18 protein-coding genes are annotated in these 22,007 nt (G+C 64.7%); 11 read left to right on the forward strand and 7 right to left on the reverse strand.

Annotated elements, in window-relative coordinates; translation table 11 throughout:
* The first annotated feature begins 286 nt into the window (after window positions 1-286).
* The 3 genes from NN2_RS04255 to NN2_RS36055 are packed head-to-tail and all read left to right on the forward strand — an operon-like array spanning window position 287 to window position 3,677.
* Entirely contained in the window at window positions 287-1,516 is a 1,230-nt protein-coding gene (locus NN2_RS04255) for an LLM class flavin-dependent oxidoreductase (protein ID WP_082856721.1), read from the forward strand.
* A gap of 33 nt (window positions 1,517-1,549) precedes the next feature.
* Entirely contained in the window at window positions 1,550-2,593 is a 1,044-nt protein-coding gene (locus NN2_RS04260; protein ID WP_063010560.1) for an aldo/keto reductase, read from the forward strand.
* Complete coding sequence (locus NN2_RS36055; RefSeq protein WP_156511201.1) at window positions 2,532-3,677, forward strand: lactonase family protein; 1,146 nt, start codon at window positions 2,532-2,534, stop codon at window positions 3,675-3,677. The genes NN2_RS04260 and NN2_RS36055 overlap by 62 nt, the downstream gene beginning before the upstream one ends.
* An 888-nt stretch (window positions 3,678-4,565) precedes the next feature.
* On the opposite strand, the gene NN2_RS04265 is transcribed toward NN2_RS36055, so the two are convergent.
* The 3 genes from NN2_RS04265 to NN2_RS04275 form a co-directional block, all read right to left on the reverse strand.
* Window positions 4,566-5,123 carry an isochorismatase family protein gene (locus NN2_RS04265; RefSeq protein ID WP_063010562.1) on the reverse strand — a complete coding sequence of 186 codons (558 nt, stop codon included), beginning with the start codon at window positions 5,121-5,123 and terminating at the stop codon, window positions 4,566-4,568.
* A gap of 51 nt (window positions 5,124-5,174) precedes the next feature.
* Entirely contained in the window at window positions 5,175-6,581 is a 1,407-nt protein-coding gene (locus NN2_RS04270; protein ID WP_218021988.1) for an MFS transporter, read from the reverse strand.
* 76 nt (window positions 6,582-6,657) lie between these two features.
* A complete protein-coding gene (locus NN2_RS04275; protein ID WP_063010782.1) occupies window positions 6,658-7,092 on the reverse strand; it encodes a MarR family winged helix-turn-helix transcriptional regulator in 435 nt (144 codons plus the stop codon).
* 1,626 nt (window positions 7,093-8,718) lie between these two features.
* Between NN2_RS04275 and NN2_RS04280 the strand changes: the two genes are divergently transcribed.
* The 4 genes from NN2_RS04280 to NN2_RS04295 all read left to right on the forward strand — a co-directional run bounded on the left by NN2_RS04280 (window position 8,719) and on the right by NN2_RS04295 (window position 14,044).
* Window positions 8,719-10,683: a potassium transporter Kup gene (locus tag NN2_RS04280; RefSeq protein WP_082856723.1), complete on the forward strand. Its 1,965-nt coding sequence runs from the start codon at window positions 8,719-8,721 to the stop codon at window positions 10,681-10,683.
* A 291-nt stretch (window positions 10,684-10,974) separates the two neighbouring features.
* Complete coding sequence (locus tag NN2_RS04285) at window positions 10,975-11,658, forward strand: MspA family porin (RefSeq protein WP_063010566.1); 684 nt, start codon at window positions 10,975-10,977, stop codon at window positions 11,656-11,658.
* Window positions 11,659-11,809: 151 nt separating this feature from the next.
* On the forward strand, window positions 11,810-13,054 hold the full coding sequence (locus NN2_RS04290; protein WP_063010568.1) for a COG4705 family protein: 1,245 nt from the start codon (window positions 11,810-11,812) through the stop codon (window positions 13,052-13,054).
* Window positions 13,055-13,180: 126 nt separating this feature from the next.
* Complete coding sequence (locus NN2_RS04295; protein WP_063010570.1) at window positions 13,181-14,044, forward strand: isocitrate lyase/PEP mutase family protein; 864 nt, start codon at window positions 13,181-13,183, stop codon at window positions 14,042-14,044.
* Between the two features lie 143 nt (window positions 14,045-14,187).
* Here NN2_RS04295 and NN2_RS04300 read toward each other — a convergent pair whose 3' ends face one another.
* A complete protein-coding gene (locus NN2_RS04300; protein ID WP_063010572.1) occupies window positions 14,188-15,570 on the reverse strand; it encodes a sensor histidine kinase in 1,383 nt (460 codons plus the stop codon).
* Window positions 15,571-15,772: 202 nt separating this feature from the next.
* Here NN2_RS04300 and NN2_RS04305 point away from each other — a divergent pair, with 202 nt between their 5' ends.
* The 3 genes from NN2_RS04305 to NN2_RS04315 all read left to right on the forward strand — a co-directional run bounded on the left by NN2_RS04305 (window position 15,773) and on the right by NN2_RS04315 (window position 18,057).
* Window positions 15,773-16,420 carry a DedA family protein gene (locus tag NN2_RS04305; RefSeq protein WP_063010574.1) on the forward strand — a complete coding sequence of 216 codons (648 nt, stop codon included), beginning with the start codon at window positions 15,773-15,775 and terminating at the stop codon, window positions 16,418-16,420.
* Between the two features lie 59 nt (window positions 16,421-16,479).
* Window positions 16,480-17,091, forward strand: coding sequence for a GPP34 family phosphoprotein (locus NN2_RS04310; RefSeq protein WP_063010575.1), 612 nt, complete (start codon window positions 16,480-16,482; stop codon window positions 17,089-17,091).
* Window positions 17,092-17,172: 81 nt separating this feature from the next.
* Window positions 17,173-18,057 (forward strand): COG4705 family protein, encoded by an 885-nt coding sequence (locus NN2_RS04315; RefSeq protein ID WP_082856741.1) that lies wholly within the window; start codon window positions 17,173-17,175, stop codon window positions 18,055-18,057.
* 56 nt (window positions 18,058-18,113) lie between these two features.
* Here NN2_RS04315 and NN2_RS04320 read toward each other — a convergent pair whose 3' ends face one another.
* Both NN2_RS04320 and NN2_RS04325 read right to left on the reverse strand, forming a co-directional pair.
* A complete protein-coding gene (locus NN2_RS04320) occupies window positions 18,114-18,785 on the reverse strand; it encodes a response regulator transcription factor (protein WP_063010577.1) in 672 nt (223 codons plus the stop codon).
* A gap of 3 nt (window positions 18,786-18,788) precedes the next feature.
* Window positions 18,789-19,718 carry a phosphatase PAP2 family protein gene (locus NN2_RS04325; RefSeq protein WP_156511202.1) on the reverse strand — a complete coding sequence of 310 codons (930 nt, stop codon included), beginning with the start codon at window positions 19,716-19,718 and terminating at the stop codon, window positions 18,789-18,791.
* A 258-nt stretch (window positions 19,719-19,976) separates the two neighbouring features.
* On the opposite strand from NN2_RS04325, the gene NN2_RS04330 reads away from it, so the two are divergent.
* The gene (locus NN2_RS04330; protein WP_063010786.1) at window positions 19,977-20,726 is read left to right on the forward strand and encodes an ABC transporter permease; all 750 of its coding nucleotides are present in this window, start codon (window positions 19,977-19,979) and stop codon (window positions 20,724-20,726) included.
* Between the two features lie 268 nt (window positions 20,727-20,994).
* On the opposite strand, the gene NN2_RS04335 is transcribed toward NN2_RS04330, so the two are convergent.
* Window positions 20,995-21,960: an NADP-dependent oxidoreductase gene (locus NN2_RS04335; protein ID WP_245658548.1), complete on the reverse strand. Its 966-nt coding sequence runs from the start codon at window positions 21,958-21,960 to the stop codon at window positions 20,995-20,997.
* Window positions 21,961-22,007: the final 47 nt, after the last annotated feature.

The raw sequence follows: 22,007 nt of genomic DNA on the forward strand, positions 1-22,007 counted from the left end.
AGCGCGCGCCCCGCCCGCTCGATCAACCAGGTATGTCAAGGTTTCCGATCGAAACTATTGACTAACGTTGCATATTTGCTAACGTAGCAACATCTCGGCGCGGCGAGCCTCTGATGACGCCGACAGAGCCCAGTCGGCGAAACAACCGACGTCACACTGACGAAGCGCCCGAGTACGTGATCCGCTGCAGAAACAGCAAGGCCGAACGAATCCGAGCTCCAATGCCCTGTGTCCGGAGCATGAAGGCAGAACAGGTAGTTGCGCCTCCCCCGACGGAAAGAAGAGCATGACCACACCACTAGTTTTTACACTCCTCCCGTCACCTCCGATCGACTACGGAACCGGAACCCGCGATTCCATCACGGATATCGTCGCACTCGCGAAACGGGCAGAGGAATCCGGATTTGATGGGTTCTTCCTGGCGGATTCACTCGACTACGAACCCGGATTTTCGACTCGCACGAAGTTCGAACCCGTATCTTTGGCGGCAGCAATACTCTCGGCGGTCGAGCGCATAAGCGCTATTATCACCATCTCCACCACCTTCAACCACCCATACCATGTTGCGAGGTCCCTTACTTCTCTCGCTCATATCGGGGCGGGCAGAATCGGTGTCAACCTCGTGACTTCTTTCGGCGGCGAGCAGAACTTCGGTCTGACCCAGCTACCCGCGCCCGACGAACGTTACTCTCGAGCGGAGGAATTTATTGAAGTTGTCCGTCAGCTCTGGTGGAGCTGGGGGCCGACGGGCGAGAGTCCGGCGCCGATCGATTACGCCAGCGAGCACCTGCGAGTCAAAGGGCCGTTGAGCATCAGACCTTACCTCGACGAACTGCTGATTGCCCAGTCGGGACAATCGCCCGCAGGAATAGAACTGGCCGCGAAGGCTGCAAAATTTGTTTTCACGGCGGCGCAAGCCGATCATCTCCAGGAACGATATTTCAAGATGCTGACCGAACAAGCATCCAGAATACGTAACGACGGCATGCGCCCCGCGGTCCTCATGGGACTGGCGCCGATTATCGGCGAAACTCGTGAGCAGGCTTGGGAGTATGTGCAGTCTATGTGGGGGGCACAGACCTACGAGTCACAGCTGGCAAAGATCGAGGCCGTGTTGGGGATCGACCTGTCGCGTGTCGATCCCCAAGCCCCCTTTCCAAGACATCGGTTGTTACCAATCGAGGAGGTCGTAAGACGCCCGGGTCGCGCCGCTTCGATTTACGAAGTCGTCGAAAAGAATGACCTCACGCTTGCCGAATTGGTCCGCATAGAAACGAGGCACAATGGACACCGCACGGTCGTTGGCACCGCACAGCAGGTCGCCGATGAGATCACGCGAATCGCTGGCCTGGGTACGCTCGACGGGTTCATCATCCTGCTGCCCAAACGCTCAGATTTGATAGACCCGATCTTTGAAGAACTCGTCCCTCGGCTGAAAGATCGCGGAATTTTCGTCCCGGCAACAGATGCGAAAACTACGCTTGGAAGATTTGATCGCCGTGCCACTCGGCTGTGACGACCACGAACAACTGGAGGGCGACAAACCATCATGGTCAATAATTATCGGGTGCTAGGCCGAACCGGTGTACGAGTAAGTCGATTGACTCTAGGAACGATGAACTTTGGATCCTACGGCCGAGTATCACCGGCTGAGGGTACGGAGTTGATACTTCGCGCCATCGACGCCGGCATCAACGTAATCGACACTGCGGATATTTATTCACATACCGAGGCAGAGGAAATCATCGGGCATGCACTGAAAGCCAGTGGGAAGCGGGATGACATAGTTCTAGCCACCAAGTTCAATCGCCCCTTGGACAAAGATCCAAACCATGGCGGCAACTCACGCCGTTGGATAAAGCTTGCGGTTGAGGCCAGCTTGCGACGTCTACAGACCGACTACTTGGACATCTACTACGCACACCGGCCCGATGAAGACACCGCACTGGAAGAGACAGTCGATACACTGGTTGACTTGGTACGAGAAGGAAAAATTCGCTATTACGGCACCAGCACTTTTCCACCCAGTCAAATTGTAGAAGCGCAGTGGCTTGGGAGCTCGCGCGGCATTCGGGCAGCCGTAGAACAGCCACCGTACTCGATTCTAGTCCGGCACTGCGAAAGGGACCTCCTGCCAACTGCCCTACGCCACGGCCTCGGCACTTTCGTTTGGAGCCCACTTGCCGGCGGATGGCTTTCCGGAAACTACCGCCAAGCGAGGAAGGATTCCCAGTGGCAGCGGTGGCAAAATCCTCTACGTCACGATCCTGAATTGGAGGTCAACAAAGCCAAAGCCGAAGCCGTCGCGCGACTGCAGGCAGTGGCTGACGACGCGGGGCTGACGCTACTGCAGATGGCCATCGGATTCGCACTGGAACATCCTGCTGTGACGTCGGCAATCATCGGCCCTCGGACCGCCGATCACCTGCAGTCCTATCTCGACGCCGCAGACATCGTACTCGGCGACGATGTACTCGACGCCATCGATCGGATTGTGCCTCCGGGAACAACCTTGAGCCCTGGGGATCTCGGTGACATCCCGTCTGCCGTTCTGCATCAAACCGCCCGTCGCCGTCGAGATCGAAAGGGTTGATCTGATGTCACTGTGGAATCTCTACGTCGGAGGCCTGACAGAAGATGTCTGGCACTATCACCCCCGGCCACCGGAGGACGCCACGATACCCGCCAGGGGAATCGAGACTTTTATTTACGATGATTCTGTCGGCTCCGTGGTCCATCAAGAGACGACAGCAGGAGATCTATTCAGCCCTCAGCATCTAATTGAACACCCGAACCTCCCGGTGATCTACGCTGCAGAGTTCGCACGGCCCGGACGACTGATCTCCTTCATGATTCATCCGAATGGCCATTTGGAGCGACAATCAACGACACAGACTAACGGAAATCTTGCAATATGCGCGGCAATCCACCCGAATGGCACTCGTGCCTACGTCGGGCATTTGGGCGATGGTGCGATCGCAACGATCCCTCTCGACCGTTCCGGGCGAATCGACGAAGACGCGGCATTCAGCACTATTAGGAATGGTAGTGGCACAAAGATCCATCACCTGGTCGTTACACCCTCCGGCGATGCGTTGATCGCCACGGACTTCGGCCGTGACGAGATTACCTGTTATTCGCTGGATAGCGCGGGCGAAATTAGAACGAGCTTCAAGACAAAGGTTCGGTTTCCGGACGATTGCTCTCCCCGGCAGATCGATCTCCACCCTTCCGGAAAATACGCGTACGTTGTCGGCATCGGCGACTCTCACCTGTACGTTCTGGAGTGCACAAACTTCCATCCGCGTCGAATAGTCGGCAAACATTCCGTTACCGCGCCAGCGCTGATGGATTCAAGTTCGGTCGCCGAGACGAGTTTACACGCCGACGGCAGGCGCCTATTTGTGGGAATACGCGGCGCAGACAGGATTGCCGTATTCCACCTCAGCGCATCAGGATTCGTGGAAAATAAGTATGAAGTATCGAGCTTCGGGAAATCGCCGCGTTCGGTCAAGGTAGACCCATCGGGCAAGTTCTTGTTCGTAGCTAATTGGCATTCAAACCAAGTCAGAATCTTCGACGGCGCCGGCGGAGGCGCGGTTTTGACATCGAAACAGGCAGTTGAAATCCCTTCCCCAAGTTCGTTCGCGTTCTCGAAGAGAAGGCTCCACAACTGACGGCGCATGCGCAATAACCGCTCCTCTGCTCTCAGTGCGCCGTTGTCGTCCGTGCTTCCCCGCGTGGATCGCAACGGTCCGGACAACATCGCCGGCCTTGCTCGTTGGGACCAGGTGACCCCCACAGACGATGGGGCGGCGGTCGCCGCGCTCGAGTCGCGGGGGTGGTTCATCGAGCGGCGCCCGGACCCGGACGATGGTTGCCGATTTGTCCTATCGCTGACTCCGGCCGGCGTTGGCAGCTGCCGGAATCCCGCACACATCGGCGGCGAACGCGATATCGCCAGGAGCAGACCAGAAATCGGGTGGGCCCCTCCATAGCCGGAACTGCATGTGTGACGCTAGAACGCTCAGTCGGGGCCACCACGATGATCGGTGCCGAACTGCTTGCTCGCATGGCCCACTCGAGGGTGCCGGCGAAGCGGCCGATCCGGATACTAAAAGCCGCGATGAACTTCAGCGCGGCCACGTACAGCCAGTAGTCCCGGCCTCGCCTATTGCTGCCGCGTGTCGTCAGCACGAATTCAGCCAGTCCTAGCCAGCTGACCACGGCCTTGGGTTTCGGTGGAAAGCGCCGCCCGGTGGGCATGAGTCAATGCGGTTGGGCCACCCGCCAGATCTACGACCTGCGGCTCGAGCGCTAGTTCGATCTTGATGACGCTAGCCCGAGCTCGCTGAACTGCTTGTATCGGTTCAGCACTTTGAGGGCGGTGGCGCGTGAGACGCGCGTCTCCGCCGCGTGACGTGCGCGATCGGACGGGTGCGGCAGTGCTCGACGAGCCGTTTTCGCCCTTCCGGAGTCAGGGGCGCGTTGCGGCGGTGGGTCGTGTTGCGGAGAGAATCTCGATCGCGGTCCCGGTCCCGCGAGCGCTGTCATGCGATCTTCAGTCAGGCGCCCAGCGCGGTGACGATGTCGGCGATCGTGCCTGTCTCGGCGATGCGGGGAAAGGTGTGAGCGAGGGCGTGATCGTGGGCGGTTTTGTCGAGGTCGGTGATGCCGTCGGTGGCGATGGCGACGTGGAGTCCGTGGTCGTAAGCGGCGCGGGCGGTGGATTCGACGGCTTGGCTGGTTGAGACGCCGGTCAGCACGATCTGGGTGATCCCGCGTTCTTCCATGTCGCCGATCAGGCCGGTTCGGCCGAGGGCTCCCCAGCTGCTCTTCGTGACGATGTGGTCGCTCGCGTCGGCGCGTAGCTCGGGCAGGAGCTGCGTGTACTCGTCGGGCAGGGTGATGCCGGCGGGGTCGCCGGCATCGGTGCGCCCGGGTGCGGTGCCGGTGACCCGGACGAGGATGACGGGGCGCGAGTGGGCGCGGAACGCGTCGGCGAGGTCGGCTACACGGGCAGCGACGGCCGGCACCGGCTCGATGGTCGGGGCCGCGGCCGCGGCGGTCTGAAGGTCGAGGACGACGAGGGCGGCGGTGTCGTCGATGGTGGTGATGGGCATGGCTCTCTCCTTGCTTGCGGTGTGCGGGGTCAGGACTTCGATAGTGGCGGTTCAGATTGTGGGGGCGGCGGTGCGGCCGAGGGCGCGGTCGAGGATCGAGATGCCGAGGAGTACGAGGCTGCAGCCGACCATGATCCACGCGATGGTCACGACCCCGGTGTCGGTCACGGAGGTGCGGTAGACGATCCCGGTGACGGCGGAGGAGGCGATGGACCCGAGGTAGCCGAAAGAGCGCATCAGCCCCGACGCCGTGCCGAGCTGCTCGGCCGTCACCTGGCTGTAGAGGGCGAGCTGGTTGTTGCTGGCTGCGCCTTGGGCGAAGCCGAGCAGGCCCGTAACGACCAGTGTGACCGCCAGCCACGCGGGCGTCGGCAGGAAGAGGGCGCTGATCGCGGCGGCGATGCAGGCGACGGCCGCAGCGATGATCGGCCCGCGCACGAGATTGCGGCGCGAAAACGGCACGATGACGACGCCCGAGACCACGGTCATCGGAATGAGGAGCAGCCCTGCTCCGACGGCCGTCATCCCCTGCGACGCCTCGAGCCACTGCGTGACGCCGTAGAGGACCACGTAGCCGCACAGCATGACGAGCCCGAAGCGGATGAGGGTGCGGGTGAGGGCGGCGTTGCGCCCGAGGAGCCGCACGTCAAAAAACGGGGACTTGGCGCGCAGCTCCCACCAGATCTCGAGCGCCCAGGCCACGGCCGTGGCGGCCAGCAGCGCCCAGTTCGGCGTGGGCAGGCCGGAGAGGCAGAGCAGCAGGCTCGTCATCGCCAGCGCGAATCCGACGATCCCGGTCAGGTCCAGATCGGAGGCGATCCGGCGGGCGGTTCGCCGTTCGGTGGCGTGGTCGCGGGGCACCCACATCCCAGTGGCGATGAGCGCGATGAGCGCGACCGGCACGTTGATGAGGAACACGGACCGCCAGGCGAGAAACTGCACGAGCACGCCACCGATCGGGAGCCCGAGCGAGGCGGTGGCGACGCCGGCGATCATGAGACCGCCCAGCACTGCGCCCGGCGGCTTGGCGAGCCCCGCCGCGCGAGCGCGTCGGCGGATCAGGACCATCGCGGTCGGGTAGGCGCACGAGGTGCCGAGGCCGATCAGCACCCGGCTGATGATCAACGCCGGCAGCCCCGGCGCGAGACCGCCGACCATCCCACCGGCCAGGACCAAGAGGATGCCGGCGAGGAAGACGCGCCGCGGCCCGAACACCTCGGCCGCCTTTCCCGCGGTGGGCTGCGCGATCGCGCTGGCGAGATAGAGGGCGGACACCAACGCGGCCGTCTGGCCGATCGAGACATGCACACCGGCCGCGATCGGCACCAACGCCGTGGCGATCAGCGAGCTATTGATCGGGTTCAGAGCCGAACCGATGTACAGGGGTGTGGTAAACCGCCAGTTGAACGGCTTGCTCGGCGCCTCGGCCGAGGCCGTCATGGAATCGGAATCAGACATAGATACTCCCGGGCGCCCGGCGGGCGTGCGCGGAACGGGCCGGTGAGGCGCCCCCGCTATGAAGGAAAGAAGTGGGTCAGAGGTACTGCGCGACGCGCTCGATCAACGACGCCGCGTCGTGGATGAGCCGGATCTCCTCCGGACTGAGGTGCTCGCGCAGAGCAGCTGCGATGTTTTTGGTCGCGGCGTCGCGGATGTCGTGCAGCCGGCTCACACCGGCCGGAGTCAGCGAGAGCAGAAACCGGCGACCGTCGCCAGGGTCCGGGCGCCGCTCGATGCATCCCCGCGCCTCGAGCGCGGCGACCGTCGACCCCATCGTCTGCGGAGTCACCTGATCCCACCGGGCAAGACCCGCGATGCTGTCCGGACCGTTGCGCTCCAGGCGGGAAAGTACCGACGACTCCGGCGCGCTGAGATCATCGGTGCGGCTATTACGCATGCGCCGTTTCACCTGGCTCACGGCCCGACGCAACTCAGCCGCAGTCGCCTCCACGTCGATCTCATCCGCCATCTTCAGAAGGCTATACTTGCAAGATAAATCTTGCAAGTATAGCCTTCCTAAATGTGTCCAATGGTCGAAGCGCAGGCGTTAAGACGATGCAGAGCGTCAACAACCTCCTGGCCAGCAACGGCTAGCTGAACGCGACCGGGCGGCGCAAGGTCTTCGACGATGCCCCAACCGGGTTAGTGCCCACGAGATGGCGCGGCTACCTCGACCAGGCCCGAAAGACGCAGCGCCACCGGCATCAGCCGCCCGTGCACTTGTGACGCAAGGGGCGTAGATCTTCTGCGCCATGTCTCCGGCATCAGACCGAGAAGCTGTCAGCGTTCGAGCCCCGGATGGCATGCCCGCAGTCGGGTTGATTCCCTCCATCTCAGGCTCCGGGGAGTACGTCTCAACTGTCGTACCATGGTTTGCATTTCGTTGGGTCCAGACCTAGATTCTGCATCGACTCGCCGGGATCCACAGGCCCAAATTTCGGCGAGGCTCAAGAACCCAATGCGCATAGTTGGCCACACGGAAGCGTGAGCCGTCGAGAAAAACACCCCAGGTGATAAATCTCCAAGCGGAGAATTCGCCTACCCAGCTGACCAGTACGAGCCGTCGTTCACGACAGTAGACCGTGCTGGGCTACCTGCTTGAGGAATCACCAGATCTCAATCAGCGCGGCAAATTTCAGCGCAGCCGTATAAGATGACTAGACTTCAATCTATTGCAGCGGCATCCCGCAGTCAGCATTGAAACGGAAACGGGAATTACCTATATTAGATGTCATCGAACACATGGTTTAGGTAAATCTGCCGCAGCAAGGAATACGAGTCCCCCCTCGCGCACCGCTCAACCACTCATTCAAGGCAAGTTTGCCGGAAGAGTGTGTCTCGGAGACCTCTCGCACACAGATCTCCGGCAAATCTGCCTGGCGTGCGTGCCTCGGGGTTCGAGCCCCACTCGAACACCGGAGCGACCTCAAGCACAGCTTCCGGACCGCTCGAATTTCGAGCGTATGCCGGAATCGACTTCCGACTACGACACCCCTCGAATGCCCCTGCTCCGTAGACGATCCCGCCTCCATGATCGCCCGCACAGGCCGCCCGAGCAGCTGATCCGTGGTCCGCTGAACCGCCCCGCTCCGAGCGGGCTGCCTCGGTTGATAACGCGGTGGTGGCAGTTACCTGGCAGGTTTGGCGCCGCGGTGCCGGGTGGGCGGTCGAGTTCGGCATGAAAGGTCTTCATCAGGGCGTGAGTGGCAGCGAGGCGGGCATTGGCTTGGGCGAGTTTGTGGTTGGCGGCTGCGAGGCGTGCCCAGAACCTCATGCATGCACTCGCCCAGCCGATCGCGATGGGAGCACTGGCCGCCACTCAGATCGGTGTACCCGTCGCAGCCGTCACGGTCGGACCCAACTGCGCGTGCTGCAGCCCGGCGAAGGCGCGGCGATGATGCTGGGCGCGCTCGTGACGATCGCCGCGAACAGTCCGACTGAGTCGCTCAGCAACCGGCCCCGCCCTGCACCCGTCTCGCTTGCCCGACCGTCTTGTCTTGACCGGCAACCGTGCAAGTGCGCGCTCTTCTCCTGCGGAGGAGGCGGTGCGTTGTATCGTCCGACTGGCGTGGCACCCACGACGTGGAGGAGCAGCATGGCAGGGGCGAAGGGCACCATCGGAGGCGGCCCCGCGTTCGAGGTGGAGCCGGGCCAGCCGCCGCACCAGCGCGATTCGGTGCGCTGGGCTGTGGTGGTCGGCGCGCTGGGGGTGGTGTTCGGCGATATCGGGACGAGCCCGATCTACACCCTGCAAACCGTATTCGATCCGGGCGACCCCCATCCTGTTCCGGTGAACGCCGACAACGTGTTCGGTGTGGTGTCGCTGGTGTTCTGGTCGGTGATGATCATCGTCACCGTCACCTATGTCCTGCTCGCGATGCGCGCCGACAACGACGGCGAGGGGGGCATCATGGCACTGATCACTCTGCTTCGCCGGTGGAGTTCACCGCGCGGCCGAAAGACGGCCATAGGCCTGGCCGCGCTCGGAATCTTCGGCGCCTCACTGTTTTTCGGTGACAGCATGATCACCCCGGCGATCTCGGTGCTGTCGTCGGTCGAGGGCATCAAGGTCGTCGAGCCGGCCTTGAAAGACCTTGTCATCCCGGTGACGGTCGTGATCATCGTGGCGCTGTTCGTGGTGCAACGTCGCGGCACCGCCACGGTCGGACGAATGTTCGGCCCCATCATGGTGCTGTGGTTCCTCACCATCGGCACCTGCGGCATCGGCGGCATCGCGCACAATCCCCGCATCCTGCAGGCGCTGTCGCCCACGTACGCGCTGGGCTTTCTGGCCGGACACTTCGGCACCGCGTTCTTCGCGCTCGCCGCGATCGTGCTCGCGGTGACCGGCGCCGAGGCGCTCTACGCGGACATGGGACACTTCGGCCGCCGCTCCATCACCCGCGCTTGGCTGATCCTCGTCTTTCCCGCCTGCACACTCAGCTACCTCGGCCAAGGCGCACTCATCCTCGACAACGCCCGCAACATCAGCAGCCCCTTCTTCCTGTTGGCACCGGGCTGGGCACGACTGCCACTGGTGCTGCTGGCCACCGCCGCCACGGTCATCGCCTCACAAGCGGTGATCACCGGCGCGTATTCCGTCGCCTCCCAGGCCGCGCAACTGGGCTACCTGCCGCGGCTGCGCATCGCCCACACCTCCGAATCCACGATCGGCCAGATCTACGTCCCATGGATCAACTGGTTGCTGATGGTCTCGGTACTCACCCTCGTCTTCGCCTTCCGCAGCTCGACGGCACTGGCCTTCGCCTTCGGCATGGCCGTGACCGGAACCATCACCATCACCACCCTGCTGTTCTTCTACGTCGCGCGAACCCGCTGGCACATCCCCCGCTGGATCCTCGCCGCCGGCGCCCTGCCACTGCTGACCGTCGATCTGCTGTTCGTCGCAGCCAATCTCACCAAGTTCGCGCACGGCGCCTGGCTGCCGCTGCTGATCGGCCTCACCGCATTCACAGTCATGACAACCTGGCAACGCGGCCGCCGGATCGTGACCGCCGAACGAATCCGGCGGGAAGGATCGCTGCGGAAATTCGTCGACGAACTCGCCGAAGGCACACCCGCCACGACGCACGTTCCCGGCACCGCCATCTTCCTCAACCGCGGCAAGGAAACAGCACCACTGGCCTTGCGCGCCAACGTCGAACACAACCACGTGCGCCACCACCACATCGTGATCCTGTCCATCCACACCGAACCCGTCCCCCGCATCCCCGACACCGAGCGCATCGCAACCGACCCGCTGGGACCACCCGACGACGGCATCACCCACGTCACCGCCCGCTACGGCTACATGGAAACCCCCGACGTTCCTCGCGCACTCACCCTCGTCGACGAACGAGACACCGAGGGCCCTCTCGACCTCGACCGCGCCTCCTACTTCCTGTCCACCATCGAACTCCGCCGCGGCACCGCCCCCACCATGGCCTCGTGGCGCAAACGCCTGTTCATCGCCACCTCCTACATCACCGCCGACGCCGCCGACTACTTCGGCCTCCCCCGCGATCGCACCATCATCATGGGCTCGCAAATCGAGGTGTAGACCGACGCGAATCCACAAGTCGCATAAGCAATCTGATATTGTTCGCGGCCGCGGCTCAGAATATCGTCGGTCGTCAGCGTCGAAGTCCGAATCTCCCACCGAAGCATGCAAGATGGACACGATGCGTGGGACGTCGGAGGCGCTTTCAGCGTTTGCAGTACAGCGTCGATACCCGCGGCGCGGCGGTGCTGCCCGAAACGGTCTCATCGCTAAGCTCATCGGCGGGTAACTGCTTTTCGGATCTGCTGCCTATACGCACCTGGTGCATGTCGTCGAGAACAGGATCTCGGTATGCGACTACCTCTGCTCGTCGCGGTCGGCACGGTCGCGGTCAGCGTGGCCGTGCTGGCTTTGGGGCCGGGCCGGGCTGAACTCGGCCGCGCCCAGCAACCTGGAGCGGGCATCTCCGGTGGAGGAGTCCAGTTGACGGCCTCGGTCGACCACATCGGGGTCAATCCACCCGGCAACCGGACTCCGAACTATCTGATGACCTTCTCGCACGCGACCCAGGTGTCCGGCGATTACTCGATCTCTGTCGACGGTGGCTCGATCACATCCGGCCAAGCCGTGGCGGGATTTCTACTCGGGTGCGGAATCAGCGTGGCCGGCGGTGTCAGCGTCGGCATCTCACCGAACCAGGGACTCAACCTCAGCATTTCCCCGTCGGCGAACGCTCCGAGTATGTCGGGTAGCGCGCCGAGCTTCAGCCTGGGGCCCAGTTTCGCTGGATCGCTGGGTTTGTCTGAGAGCCTGTCGGGTGCCTTGTCACCTGGAGAGGTGGCCACAGTGAACACGACGACCGCCACCCTGGACAACACAACGACCTTCCCCTACCACATCACATTCAACAACGCAGCACTGAACGTCTCACAGTGTGCCTCCGCGGTGTCGGCCGTACCGTTCGTCACCACATCGGCATCGACCCCCCAGGGATTGGCCCAGACCACCGCATACGGCGCCGAGTTCACCTTCTGAAGTACATCCACGGGCGATAGCCGTATCGGCCATCGGTACACATAAGCGCCTGGGCGCGTTCTGGTCGAGGGCTCCTCGACTGCTGAGCGGCGGGAGTCGCCCGACAGCGGCTTTCAGCGTCGTCACAGGATGCCGACACTACGGTCGCCGCATGACCGGTACACAACCGCATGACCGCGGGGCGCGTTCGATATTGAGCAAGGTTCCAGAAGTCACGGTGTGGTTCTGGATCATCAAGATCTTGTGCACCACGGTCGGTGAAAGCTTCGCCGACTGGATCAACATGACACTCGGCGTGGGTCTTTCAGCGACTGCAGTGCTGTTCACTGGGGTGCTGACGGTAGTGCTGACATGGCAGCTACGGCTGAATCGTTATGTGCCGCTTGCGTATTGGTTGACCGTGGTCGTGGTGAGCGTGGCCGGAACTCTATACACCGATATTCTCACCGACAGCCTGCCCGTGCCGCTGGCGGTGAGCACAACCGTGATGGCGGTTGTCCTGGCGGTGGTGTTCGGGATCTGGTTCGTGCGTGAACGTACGCTGTCGATCCACAGCATCGTCACGCTGCCGCGTGAGCTGTTCTACTGGCTGGCGGTGCTGGTCACCTTCGCTTTGGGTACGGCCGCCGGAGACTGGACCCTCGAGGCGACCGGGTGGGGGCCGGGCACCTCGGTGTTGCTGCCCGCAATCCTGATCGCAGCGGTCGCGCTGGGCTGGCGGCTCGGCGCGAACGCTGTCCTGTCGTTCTGGCTGGCCTACATTCTGACCCGCCCGCTGGGCGCCAACCTCGGTGACTGGCTCGCCTCCCCGACCGACCAGCACGGTCTCGGCGTCGGGACGGCGTGGACCAGCATCATCTTCCTGGCCGCAATCATGGCCACCATCGTCTACCTCACCATCACCCGAAGCGATGTGATCGACGCCGGTCCGTCCCCAGCGCCGGCCACCACGGCGCGACGCGAGCGGATCATGCTCGGTTTCTACCTGGTCGTGGCAGTTCTCGCCGGTGCGGTGGTCACATGGGCGAGCGCACAGCCCCACACCGCCCAAGCGGCCGCCTCCGACGAGGACGCCGCACCACCAGCAGCCGCACCAGCCGACCCCGCCCAGGTGCGCCGGCATTTCCCACCCGCTGACATCGACAAATTCGGAGTCATCGCCCACGACACACTGAACCTGGTACAGGCCGGCAGGCAGACCGATGCGAAGGCGCGCGTGAAAGACCTCGAAACAGCGTGGGATCAAGACCAGGACGTATTGCAGCCGATGGATGCGTCATCCTGGAAGAATCTCGACACCCGCATCGACGCGGTCCTCTCGGCGATACGCGCACCGCACCCAGACAGCGCAGCCGAGGTGCAGGCGCTGAATTCACTCATCACTGCACTGGAGTGACATCCCAGCGATTCCGGTGAAGCCCGGTAGCTCAGCGAAATCACAGCGACACGCGCGCAGGCTGGTGGGGCATCTGAAGGTATCGGACGTCGGGGACGATCTTCCTGACAGATAAGAGATGACACGATGAACTACGGAACGGCCCTTCGCCGGGAGGTACGGGAATCGGGGGTGACGCCGCTGATCGGCGTCTACGACATGTATTCGGCATCGCTTGCGGCACAACAGTTCAGCGGGATGTTCGTCTCGGGTTTCGGTTTCGCCGCCTCCTATTACGGGATGCCCGATATCGGGCTGATCGCCTGGTCGGACATGGTCGCATTCGTTCAACGACTACGACTGGCGTTTCCGGACCAGCATCTGCTCGTCGATATCGATGACGGCTACGGCGACCCCGAGGTGGCCGCCCAAGTCGCGGCAAACCTGGAACGAGTCGGGGCCTCGGGCGTGATTCTGGAGGATCAGAAGCGGCCGCGCCGCTGCGGCCACGCCGCCGGAAAACAAGTACTGCCGCTCGATGAGTACCTCACCAAACTCGACGCAGTACTTCAGGTGCGCACCGACCTGCTGGTGGTGGCGCGAACCGATGCGGTCGAGGAATGCGAGATGCTGCACCGAGCAGAGGCCCTGGCCGACACCGATGCCGACGTCGTGCTGGTCGACGGCGTCCGCTCAGCAGACCTCATCAGCAAGGCGCGTGCGCGGGTGGGCGCAAAACCGTTGCTGTTCAACCAAATAGCAGGCGGCGTGTCACCCCGGCTGTCGCTGTCCGAACTCGGCGAACTCGGCGTGAACGTCGCCATCTACTCCACGCCGTGCCTGTTCGCCGCCCACACCGCCATAGCGCAGACACTGCGCAATCTGCACGCCAACGACGGCCGACTCGACGACGACGGTGTCGGTGTCGCCGCATCCACCCGATTATTGGAACGCAATATGATCGCTCACCAACACGGCGACCAATTGATGCTGCTGGGCAACCAGAACTGAACCGGCCGCCTCATCTGCCACCGGGCCAGCCCGGTACGGACCTGAGCCCATCGGTCAACGATGACCCGCATTGCGGTGGTGATCTGGGTGCTCGTCATGGATGTGACTTTCGGGCAGTTGCCGAAATGGTGCTGTTCGCGCGATCAGTCATCGGGGGCCAGGGGGAGGCTGACGACGACGCGTGCCCCGCCATGGGGTGACCCACCGATGGTGACTGTGCCGTGGTGGGCGGCAACGATTTCGGCGACGATCGCCAACCCGAGCCCGGTGCCGCCGCTGTCCCGGCCACGATCGTCCTGCAGGCGGACGAACCGCTCGAAGACACGTTCACGTTCCGCGACCGGGATACCCGGTCCGTCGTCGTCGACAACCAGTTCCGCGCGCGTGGCTGTCTGCCTAGTGTGCAATTCGACGACCGAGCGGGAGTGAATAAATGCATTGCCGAGAAGGTTTCGCGCTACCCGCGTCAGCGACCGCGCGTCGCCGCGGAGTCTGACCGGGCGCAGGTCCGTGGTCACTCTCAGGTCATCGCGGCCCCGCACCGCCCCGAGTGCGATGGCGGCGACATCGTCCAGGTCGACGTCGGTGGCGTGGACGGTGAGACCGTTTTCGTCGGCCGCGGCCAGCGTCAGCAGGTCGTCGATGAGGTAGCGCATGCGTTCGGCCTCCGGGAGGAGCGTGTCGGCGGCGAGATCGGTGTCGAACGCGTGGGGATGGTCGCGGGCCAACTCCAGCCCCCCCAGCACGGTAGCCAGTGGGCTGCGCAGTTCGTGGGAGGCATCGGAGAGGAACCGGCGCTGGGCGCGGTGGCCGGCTTCGATGCGGCCGAGCATTTCGTTCATGGTGACAGCCAGCCGGGCGACCTCGTCGCGCGCGGCCGGCACGGGCACCCGTTCGGCCAGTTCGGTGCTGCCGATCCCCGCGACCCGGGACCGGATCGCCTCCACCGACCGCAGCGACCGACCAACCAGCGCATAGGTTGCCCCGGCAGCGACCACCACCACGACCGGGGCGCCGACGGCCAATGCGATCGCCACCTCCGCCATCGTGTCTTCCACCGATTCGATGTCGGCCGCCACCACCACCGTGACCGGCCCGGCCGGGGACTCGACCGGGCGTGCCGATAGCCGTAGATCGGAATCTCCACCCACCGACTGTCCGACAACGGTCTGCGCGTTCGGCGCCAGAGGCGCAGAGTCGCCGCCGGAGGATCGAAGGATCCGCCCGGACGGGTCGGTGATTTCGACGATCTCGACGTATCCGTTCGGTGCGAGCAGCGCCGGGTTCAGCGCCGCGGGTGCCGTAGTGCGCAGTTGCGCACTGATGTCATCGAGCCGAGCGGTGGCAGCAGCGTCCACGGTGCCGATCAGCGATCGATACAGCAGCCACAACATGATCCCGGCACCGAACCCGAGCACCACGGTGATGACCGCGGTGGTGACCAATGCCGAGCGAAGCCGCAAACCCCACCGCGACGGCGGCCACAACGGTTCCAAGCGCTCGCTGACCCCCAGTGGCCGCCGCATACCGACTCCGTCCGTCTTCGCTACACCGTGACCACATTGTGGGCGATCGACGCCCATGCTCGGCCATCGCTCTCAGCGTCATCACAGCCGGGCTCTGCCACTGTGGCCTCGACACCGCACCCGGTGTCGTCGATCGCCACGCCCGGTTCGTCCGTGATGGCGCGCCTCGACCGAACAGTCCCCGCAGAAAGCCCACCGTCGAATGCAACATGTGATCCTCACCTACGGACTTGTCGCCATCGTGGTGCTGATGGCGGCCGAATCGGCGTGTATCCCGATCCCATCGGAGGTGACGATGCTGCTCGGCGGTGCGCTGGCCGCCGGGGCGGTCGGGGATGCGCACCCCAATCTCGTCGCTGTGATCGTGGCCGGCACGCTCGGCAACGTGGCGGGCAGCTACCTCGCCTGGCTGGTCGGCCGCTGGGGTGGCCGCCCTGCCCTGCATCGGTGGGGCCGATACGTGCTGCTACGCACCGAAGAGGTCGATCGCGCGCAGGAGTGGTTCGACCGGCACGGGGGCGCGGCCGTATTCTGGGCCCGACTGCTACCCGGGATTCGCACATTCATCTCGCTGCCCGCCGGGATCGCCGAGATGCCCGGAACGCGGTTCGGGATCTACACCGTGGCCGGCTGCCTGCCGTGGACCGCGGCCCTCGCGATCGGCGGCTACTTCGCAGGCGCGAACTGGCAACATGTCGAAGACGTACTGCGCGGCCCGAGCTATGCCGTCGCGGCAGTCGTCGGTCTCGCGATCGTGACGACCGCGGTGTTGTATCTGCGACGGCGCTCACGCCGGCAAGCCGGTTCTGCCAGCTCCGTCGACGCCCAGCCGGACAGAACCAGCCGATGAGATCATCGGCGCCACGGCCTCTCAGCGATTCCACAGCCGCCTCGCGCCAGGGTGACGGCATGACCCCGATTACCCACGACCTGTTGTGGCTGCTACTCGACGACGACACCGGTCGGCTCGTGATCGACAGGCGTACCACCGGCCACGCATTAGCCGTCGCCGCTTCCGCCGAGAACCTTTGGCGCGCAACACAACCGCACCCGCGGACCGCGTCACCGCGGAGACTTCGCGAGAAGACACTGCTCGCACTCCACGCCACCCACCGAGTGCTCCCCCGCCGCACCAGATTCGGCGGCGTGATCTCCCGAACGACCTGGCCCACTACGGATCTGCTCGGCAAGCAGGAGCTGCGCCGCCCACTGCAGCGCGCACTGTTCGACACCCAACCCGCCGATGACGCGACCCGTGCGTTGATCGCGATCCTGCACGGCGTCGACGCCCTGGCCATCCAATGCCCGCGATGGTCACACCGCGAAACCAACTATTGGGCACGGCGATTCATCGCACAGCACGCCGACTGCACCCACCTCGCCGAATCGCTGGCACACGTCGAACGCGAGGCACTCGCCGACGCCCTCAGCTTCGGAACTCGCCCGTTGTTCGCCAACCCGCCGTTCGGGTCCGCGACTGGCATATCTGCGCAGAGACCTTCCGCTCCGACACCGGAGTGAGGGTTTCACAGCGTCCTCTCAGCAGCTGTGGTGCAGAATGCGCGACCGTATGCCCGCCTCGACGAAGGAAACGCCACGTCCATGACAGCGCAGACCGACAACGCGTTCACCCACTACAAACTGCCGCAGATCACGGTCATGTTCTGGGTCCTCAAGATCGCTGCTACCACCCTGGGCGAAACCGGTGGCGACATGATCTCGCAGACCTTGAAGCTCGGATACGTCGCGGCCACGGTGTTGTTCCTGGCGATCTTCGTGGTCAGCCTGCTCGCGCAACTGCGGGCCCGCCGCTTCCATCCCGCCCTGTATTGGACCGTGATCGCCGCGACCAGCACCGCGGGCACCACCATGTCGGACCTGATCAACCGCGGACCGGGTCACGACACCTCCACCGACGGCGGGCTCGGCTACGGCGCCGGCGCGGCCATACTCATCGCCGGACTCGCGATCGTGTTCATCATCTGGAAATTCAGCGGCCAAACCTACGACGTCACCAACATCACCACCTTCCGCGGTGAACTGCTGTACTGGGCGGCGATTCTGCTGTCGAACACCCTCGGAACCTCGACCGGCGATTTCCTGTCCGACAGCTCCGGCCTGGGCTACTGGGGCAGCGCCCTGCTGATCGGCGCGGTCATGGCCGCCATCCTGGCCGCGCACTACTTCACGAAAATCCCCGGCCCACTGCTGTTCTGGATCGCGTTCATCCTCACCCGCCCCCTCGGCGCCACCGGTGGCGACCTGTTGTCCAAACCCCGCACCTCCGGCGGGCTGGGCCTGGGGACCTACGGCACCTCCGCGGTCCTGCTCGCGATCCTGGTCCTGGGTATCGCCTTCACCCACTGGCAGCAACGCCGCGACCGGTCGGTCAACGAATTCGAACCGGTCCTCACCGCGGACGGTATACACACCCCGACAACCGGCCCGGAGCCGGTCGCCGAGCCGACAACGCACCAGCACCGATGATTGCGTTCGAGGTGGCGGGAGGCGGTTTCCGCGGGCTCGAGGACGGGCCCGCGGGGCTACTCTTCCCGAATGCGGTAGCCGACACCGCGGACGGTTTCGATGCTGCTGCGGCCGAACGGTGTGTCGATTTTGCGGCGTAGGTAACCGATGTAGATTTCGACGACGTTGGTGTCGCCGTCGTAGTGGGTGTCCCACACCGAACGCAGGATGTCGGTCTTGCTGACGACATGACCGGGATGGCGCATCAGATATTCGAGAACGGCGAATTCGCGTGGCGTGAGCTCGATGTGCTGCTCCCCACGATGCACACGGTGGCGGCCGGGATCCAACGACAGATCGCCGACGGTGATCACCGGCGGCCGTTCGGTGTTGCCCCGCCGTTGCAGCGCGCGCAGCCGGGCGGTCAACACGATGTGGGAGAACGGTTTGGTCAGGTAATCGTCGGCCCCCATGTCGAAGGCATCGACCATGTCGTAGTCGCCGTCCTTGGCCGACAGCATCAACACCGGTGTCCAGATGCGACGTCTCCGCAGTTCCCGCACGACCTCGTAGCCGTTGAGACCGGGCAGCATGATGTCGAGCACGATCACATCGAACCCCTCGTTCACGGCGAGATCGAGGCCCTCCACACCGTCATGGGCGACTGCCACGACGAACCCCTCCGCCCGCAATCTCCGACGTAAGGTTTCGGCCAGCGATATCTCGTCGTCGACCACGAGAACACGCACGACTCAGTTCCTTCCCTCGGCCCCTGCGCTTCCGGCGGACAGAGAAAGCTCACCCTGAACGGACTTCCGTTCAGCAGGGGCACCGTCGCGTTGCCGATCCGGCGCCGCGGTGGCCACGGTGCCTGCCGGCCGCCGCCACTGCCCACCAGCGGTCGTGGGAGACAACCAGACCAGCACTGTCGTCGCCGCCAGTGTGACACCCGTGCCGAGGACCGCGCCTCCGACCACATCGGTGAGCCAATGAACGCCCAGATACAACCGTGTGGCCGCGACCACGGCCACGATCACCGCGGCCGCGACACTCGCAAGCGCCGTGCGGCCACGCCCGGGCCGGGCCAGCACATAGAGGACCAGAACGGCACCGGCCAACGCCGTGGTGGCGGTGGTGTGACCGGACGGGAACGAGAAATCCGATTCGGCGGTCAAGTGCAGAACAGCCGGCGGTCGGGCCCGACCGACCACATCCTTGGTCACCGTGCTCACCACAGCCGCGAAACCGACTGTGCCGACGATGAATACAGCCGGAACAGCACTGCGTCTGCGCCAGGCGAATACCCCGGAAACAACGACCGCCACCGCAGCCACACCGACCGGACTACCGAGATCGGTGATCGCGCGCGCCAGCGCCGTCGCGGTGCCATTGCGGTGCTCGACGAACCACCGCAACGTACCCGCATCGGCACCGGTCACCCAACCAGACGCCGCGACCTGCACTCCCAGGACCACGAACAGCGCCGCAACCACCAACGCCCGCAAGGCCGACCACCCCACTCCTCCCCCCGACACCGACGAATCACCGCCCCGGCCGAACAGGATCGATACAACAAAGACCACCGTTCCAACAGCGGCCGCACCGATCGCGACTTCCATGCTCGACGATTCGGTGCTGATTTCCTCCACCACCCCGTGGACGACATCGATAATCGCAGACACATGCCCAGTGTCGCGAAACAACGCTGTGGAAACGCTGAGCGCCGCACAACCTGCCCCAGGCCTGCTGTATCGGGCTTTCGCCCGCCGCGCGGCTGAACGTACCCCGACAGCCTGGGCCCTCTACCCGGAGATACAGCGGGTACCGCCCAAGTTCCCGCTTCTGCAGGTAGCTGTCGGCCAGAGATGCTCTCGCCACCCCGACGACAAGCGACACCGCCCGTTGCGAGGCGAGCTCGACATCACACCGGCGGCAGAATGATCACGGTGAGCGTCGCGTCGCCCGGTGTGGGTTTGGCAGTGTTGTGCCTGGTGCTGGTTACGACGTCGGCAGCGGTGTACCGGCTCGCATATCTCGGCTCGACGCTGATTGTGCCCGGTGCAGCGGTTCGCGCGATCGTGCAACTGAGTGTGGTCGCGCTGGTGCTCGCCGCAGCCCTGCGCCATCTGTGGTCCTCGTTTCTGGTTCTGGGCGTGATGTTCGCGGCCGCGGTGTTCACCTCCGCTCGCCGAGCACGAGCCGGGCGCTCCGGAGCATGGCTGGCCGCAGCCCTGGCGACCGGATGGGCTGCCGTCCTCCCGGTGATGATCCTCAGCGGTGTCGTCCCCGTCGTAGGGCCCGCGGTCGTCCCTGTCGGTGGCATCATCCTCGGCGGCGCCATGACCGCGACCTCGCTGGCGGCACGCCGCGCGCTGGACGCCGTTCACGACCGGCGCGGGGAGATCGAGGCGGCCATGAGCCTGGGTTTCACCGACCGCCACGCCCGTCTGGAAATCATCCGATCCACCGCGGCCGACGCGCTGCTGCCCGGCGTCGACCAAACCCGCACCGTCGGACTGGTCACGCTGCCCGGCGCGTTCGTCGGGGTCCTCATCGCCAGCGGATCCGCGGCCCGCGCGGCCGCGGTTCAGATCCTCGTGCTCCTCGGCCTGCTCCTCGCACAATCCTGCGCGGTCGCGGTCACCATCGAACTGGTCGCCCACGGCCGAATCCGACGACCCTCACGCTGAGTTGCGTCAACCTCTCGGCAGGATCCAGCCCGGTACACGGTAAACGCCCGACAGGCGACATCTCAGCCACCAGTGACGTTCGCGGACACCGGACCGTCGCGTGCCGCGCAACAGTTTCACGACACCCCACGCTGAAGGGTCCGAGCGTCAATGGCTGTAGATCGTGCCGATGGCCGCGGTGGTGGGCTCCTGACTGCCGATAGTGCCGAAGGTCGAATCCAACCGCTCCGGATCGCAGTCGGTCGGCAGACCCGCAGCCGCGCGCGATCTAGAGGTCGATGACCACCTTGCCCCGAACGTGCCCTCCGGCCTGTAGTTCGGCCGCGCGGCGGATCTGCTCGATCGGGAAGCTCGCCGCGATCGGCACCCGCAGTCGCCCGGCCGCGACCAAGCCGACCAACTCCTCCACCGCACCGGCGGCGGCGTTGGCGCCGTTGGCTGAGGTGACGCCGTCGACTTGCGCGGCGATAAGGCTGATTCGGCTGTCGGGGACGCCGAGTTCCCTTGCGGCGTGCACGGTTTCAGTTCCGTGGAGATCGATCGCGGCGGTGACACCGCCGGGTGCGAGGGCGCGGACCCGGTCGGCCAGGCCGTCGCCGTAGGTGACCGGTTCGGCTCCGAGATCCCTCAGGAAATCGGCCGATGTCGCCGATCCAGTCCCGATCACCCGCGCTCCCGCCAGCCGGGCCAGCTGGACGGCGAACACCCCGACCCCGCCTCCCGCGCCGCCGATCAGCACCGTGTCTCCCGGGCCGGGCGCGACCACGGCGAGAGCCGCCGACGCCGTGCGGCCGGCGATCAACAGGGTGGCGGCGATGCGGTCGTCGACCTCGTCCGGGGTGTGGTGGGCCTCGTTCGCCGCGGTCGCTCCGGTCGCGTCGACCACCACGAAGCCGGCGACCGCGCGCGAGAGGGCACCCCCGAACACCCGGTCGCCGGGCGCGAAGCCGCTCACCCCCTCGCCGACCTGGTCGACCACTCCCGCGTAATCGGTCCCGAATCCCGCCGGAAGCCTCAAACCGAACCGGGCGGCAGTGTCCGCGTCGACGATCATCTTCCAATCCATCGGGTTCAGGCCGGCCGCGGTGACCCGCACGCGAACCTGCCCCGGACCGGTCGGCGGAGCCGGAATCTCACGGACTTCCAGGACTTCGGGGCCGCCGAACGACTCGAGCTGGACCGCCCTGCCCGTCAGCCGTCGATCGCTGTGTTCGTGCATGTATGCCTCTCTCATCGGGCCGAGGGAAGGTCTCGTCCGGACCGAAGAACGCACTGAAACGG

It is taken from the genome of Nocardia nova NBRC 15556, from assembly GCF_001613005.1.
In the GTDB taxonomy this organism is placed as follows: domain Bacteria; phylum Actinomycetota; class Actinomycetes; order Mycobacteriales; family Mycobacteriaceae; genus Nocardia; species Nocardia nova.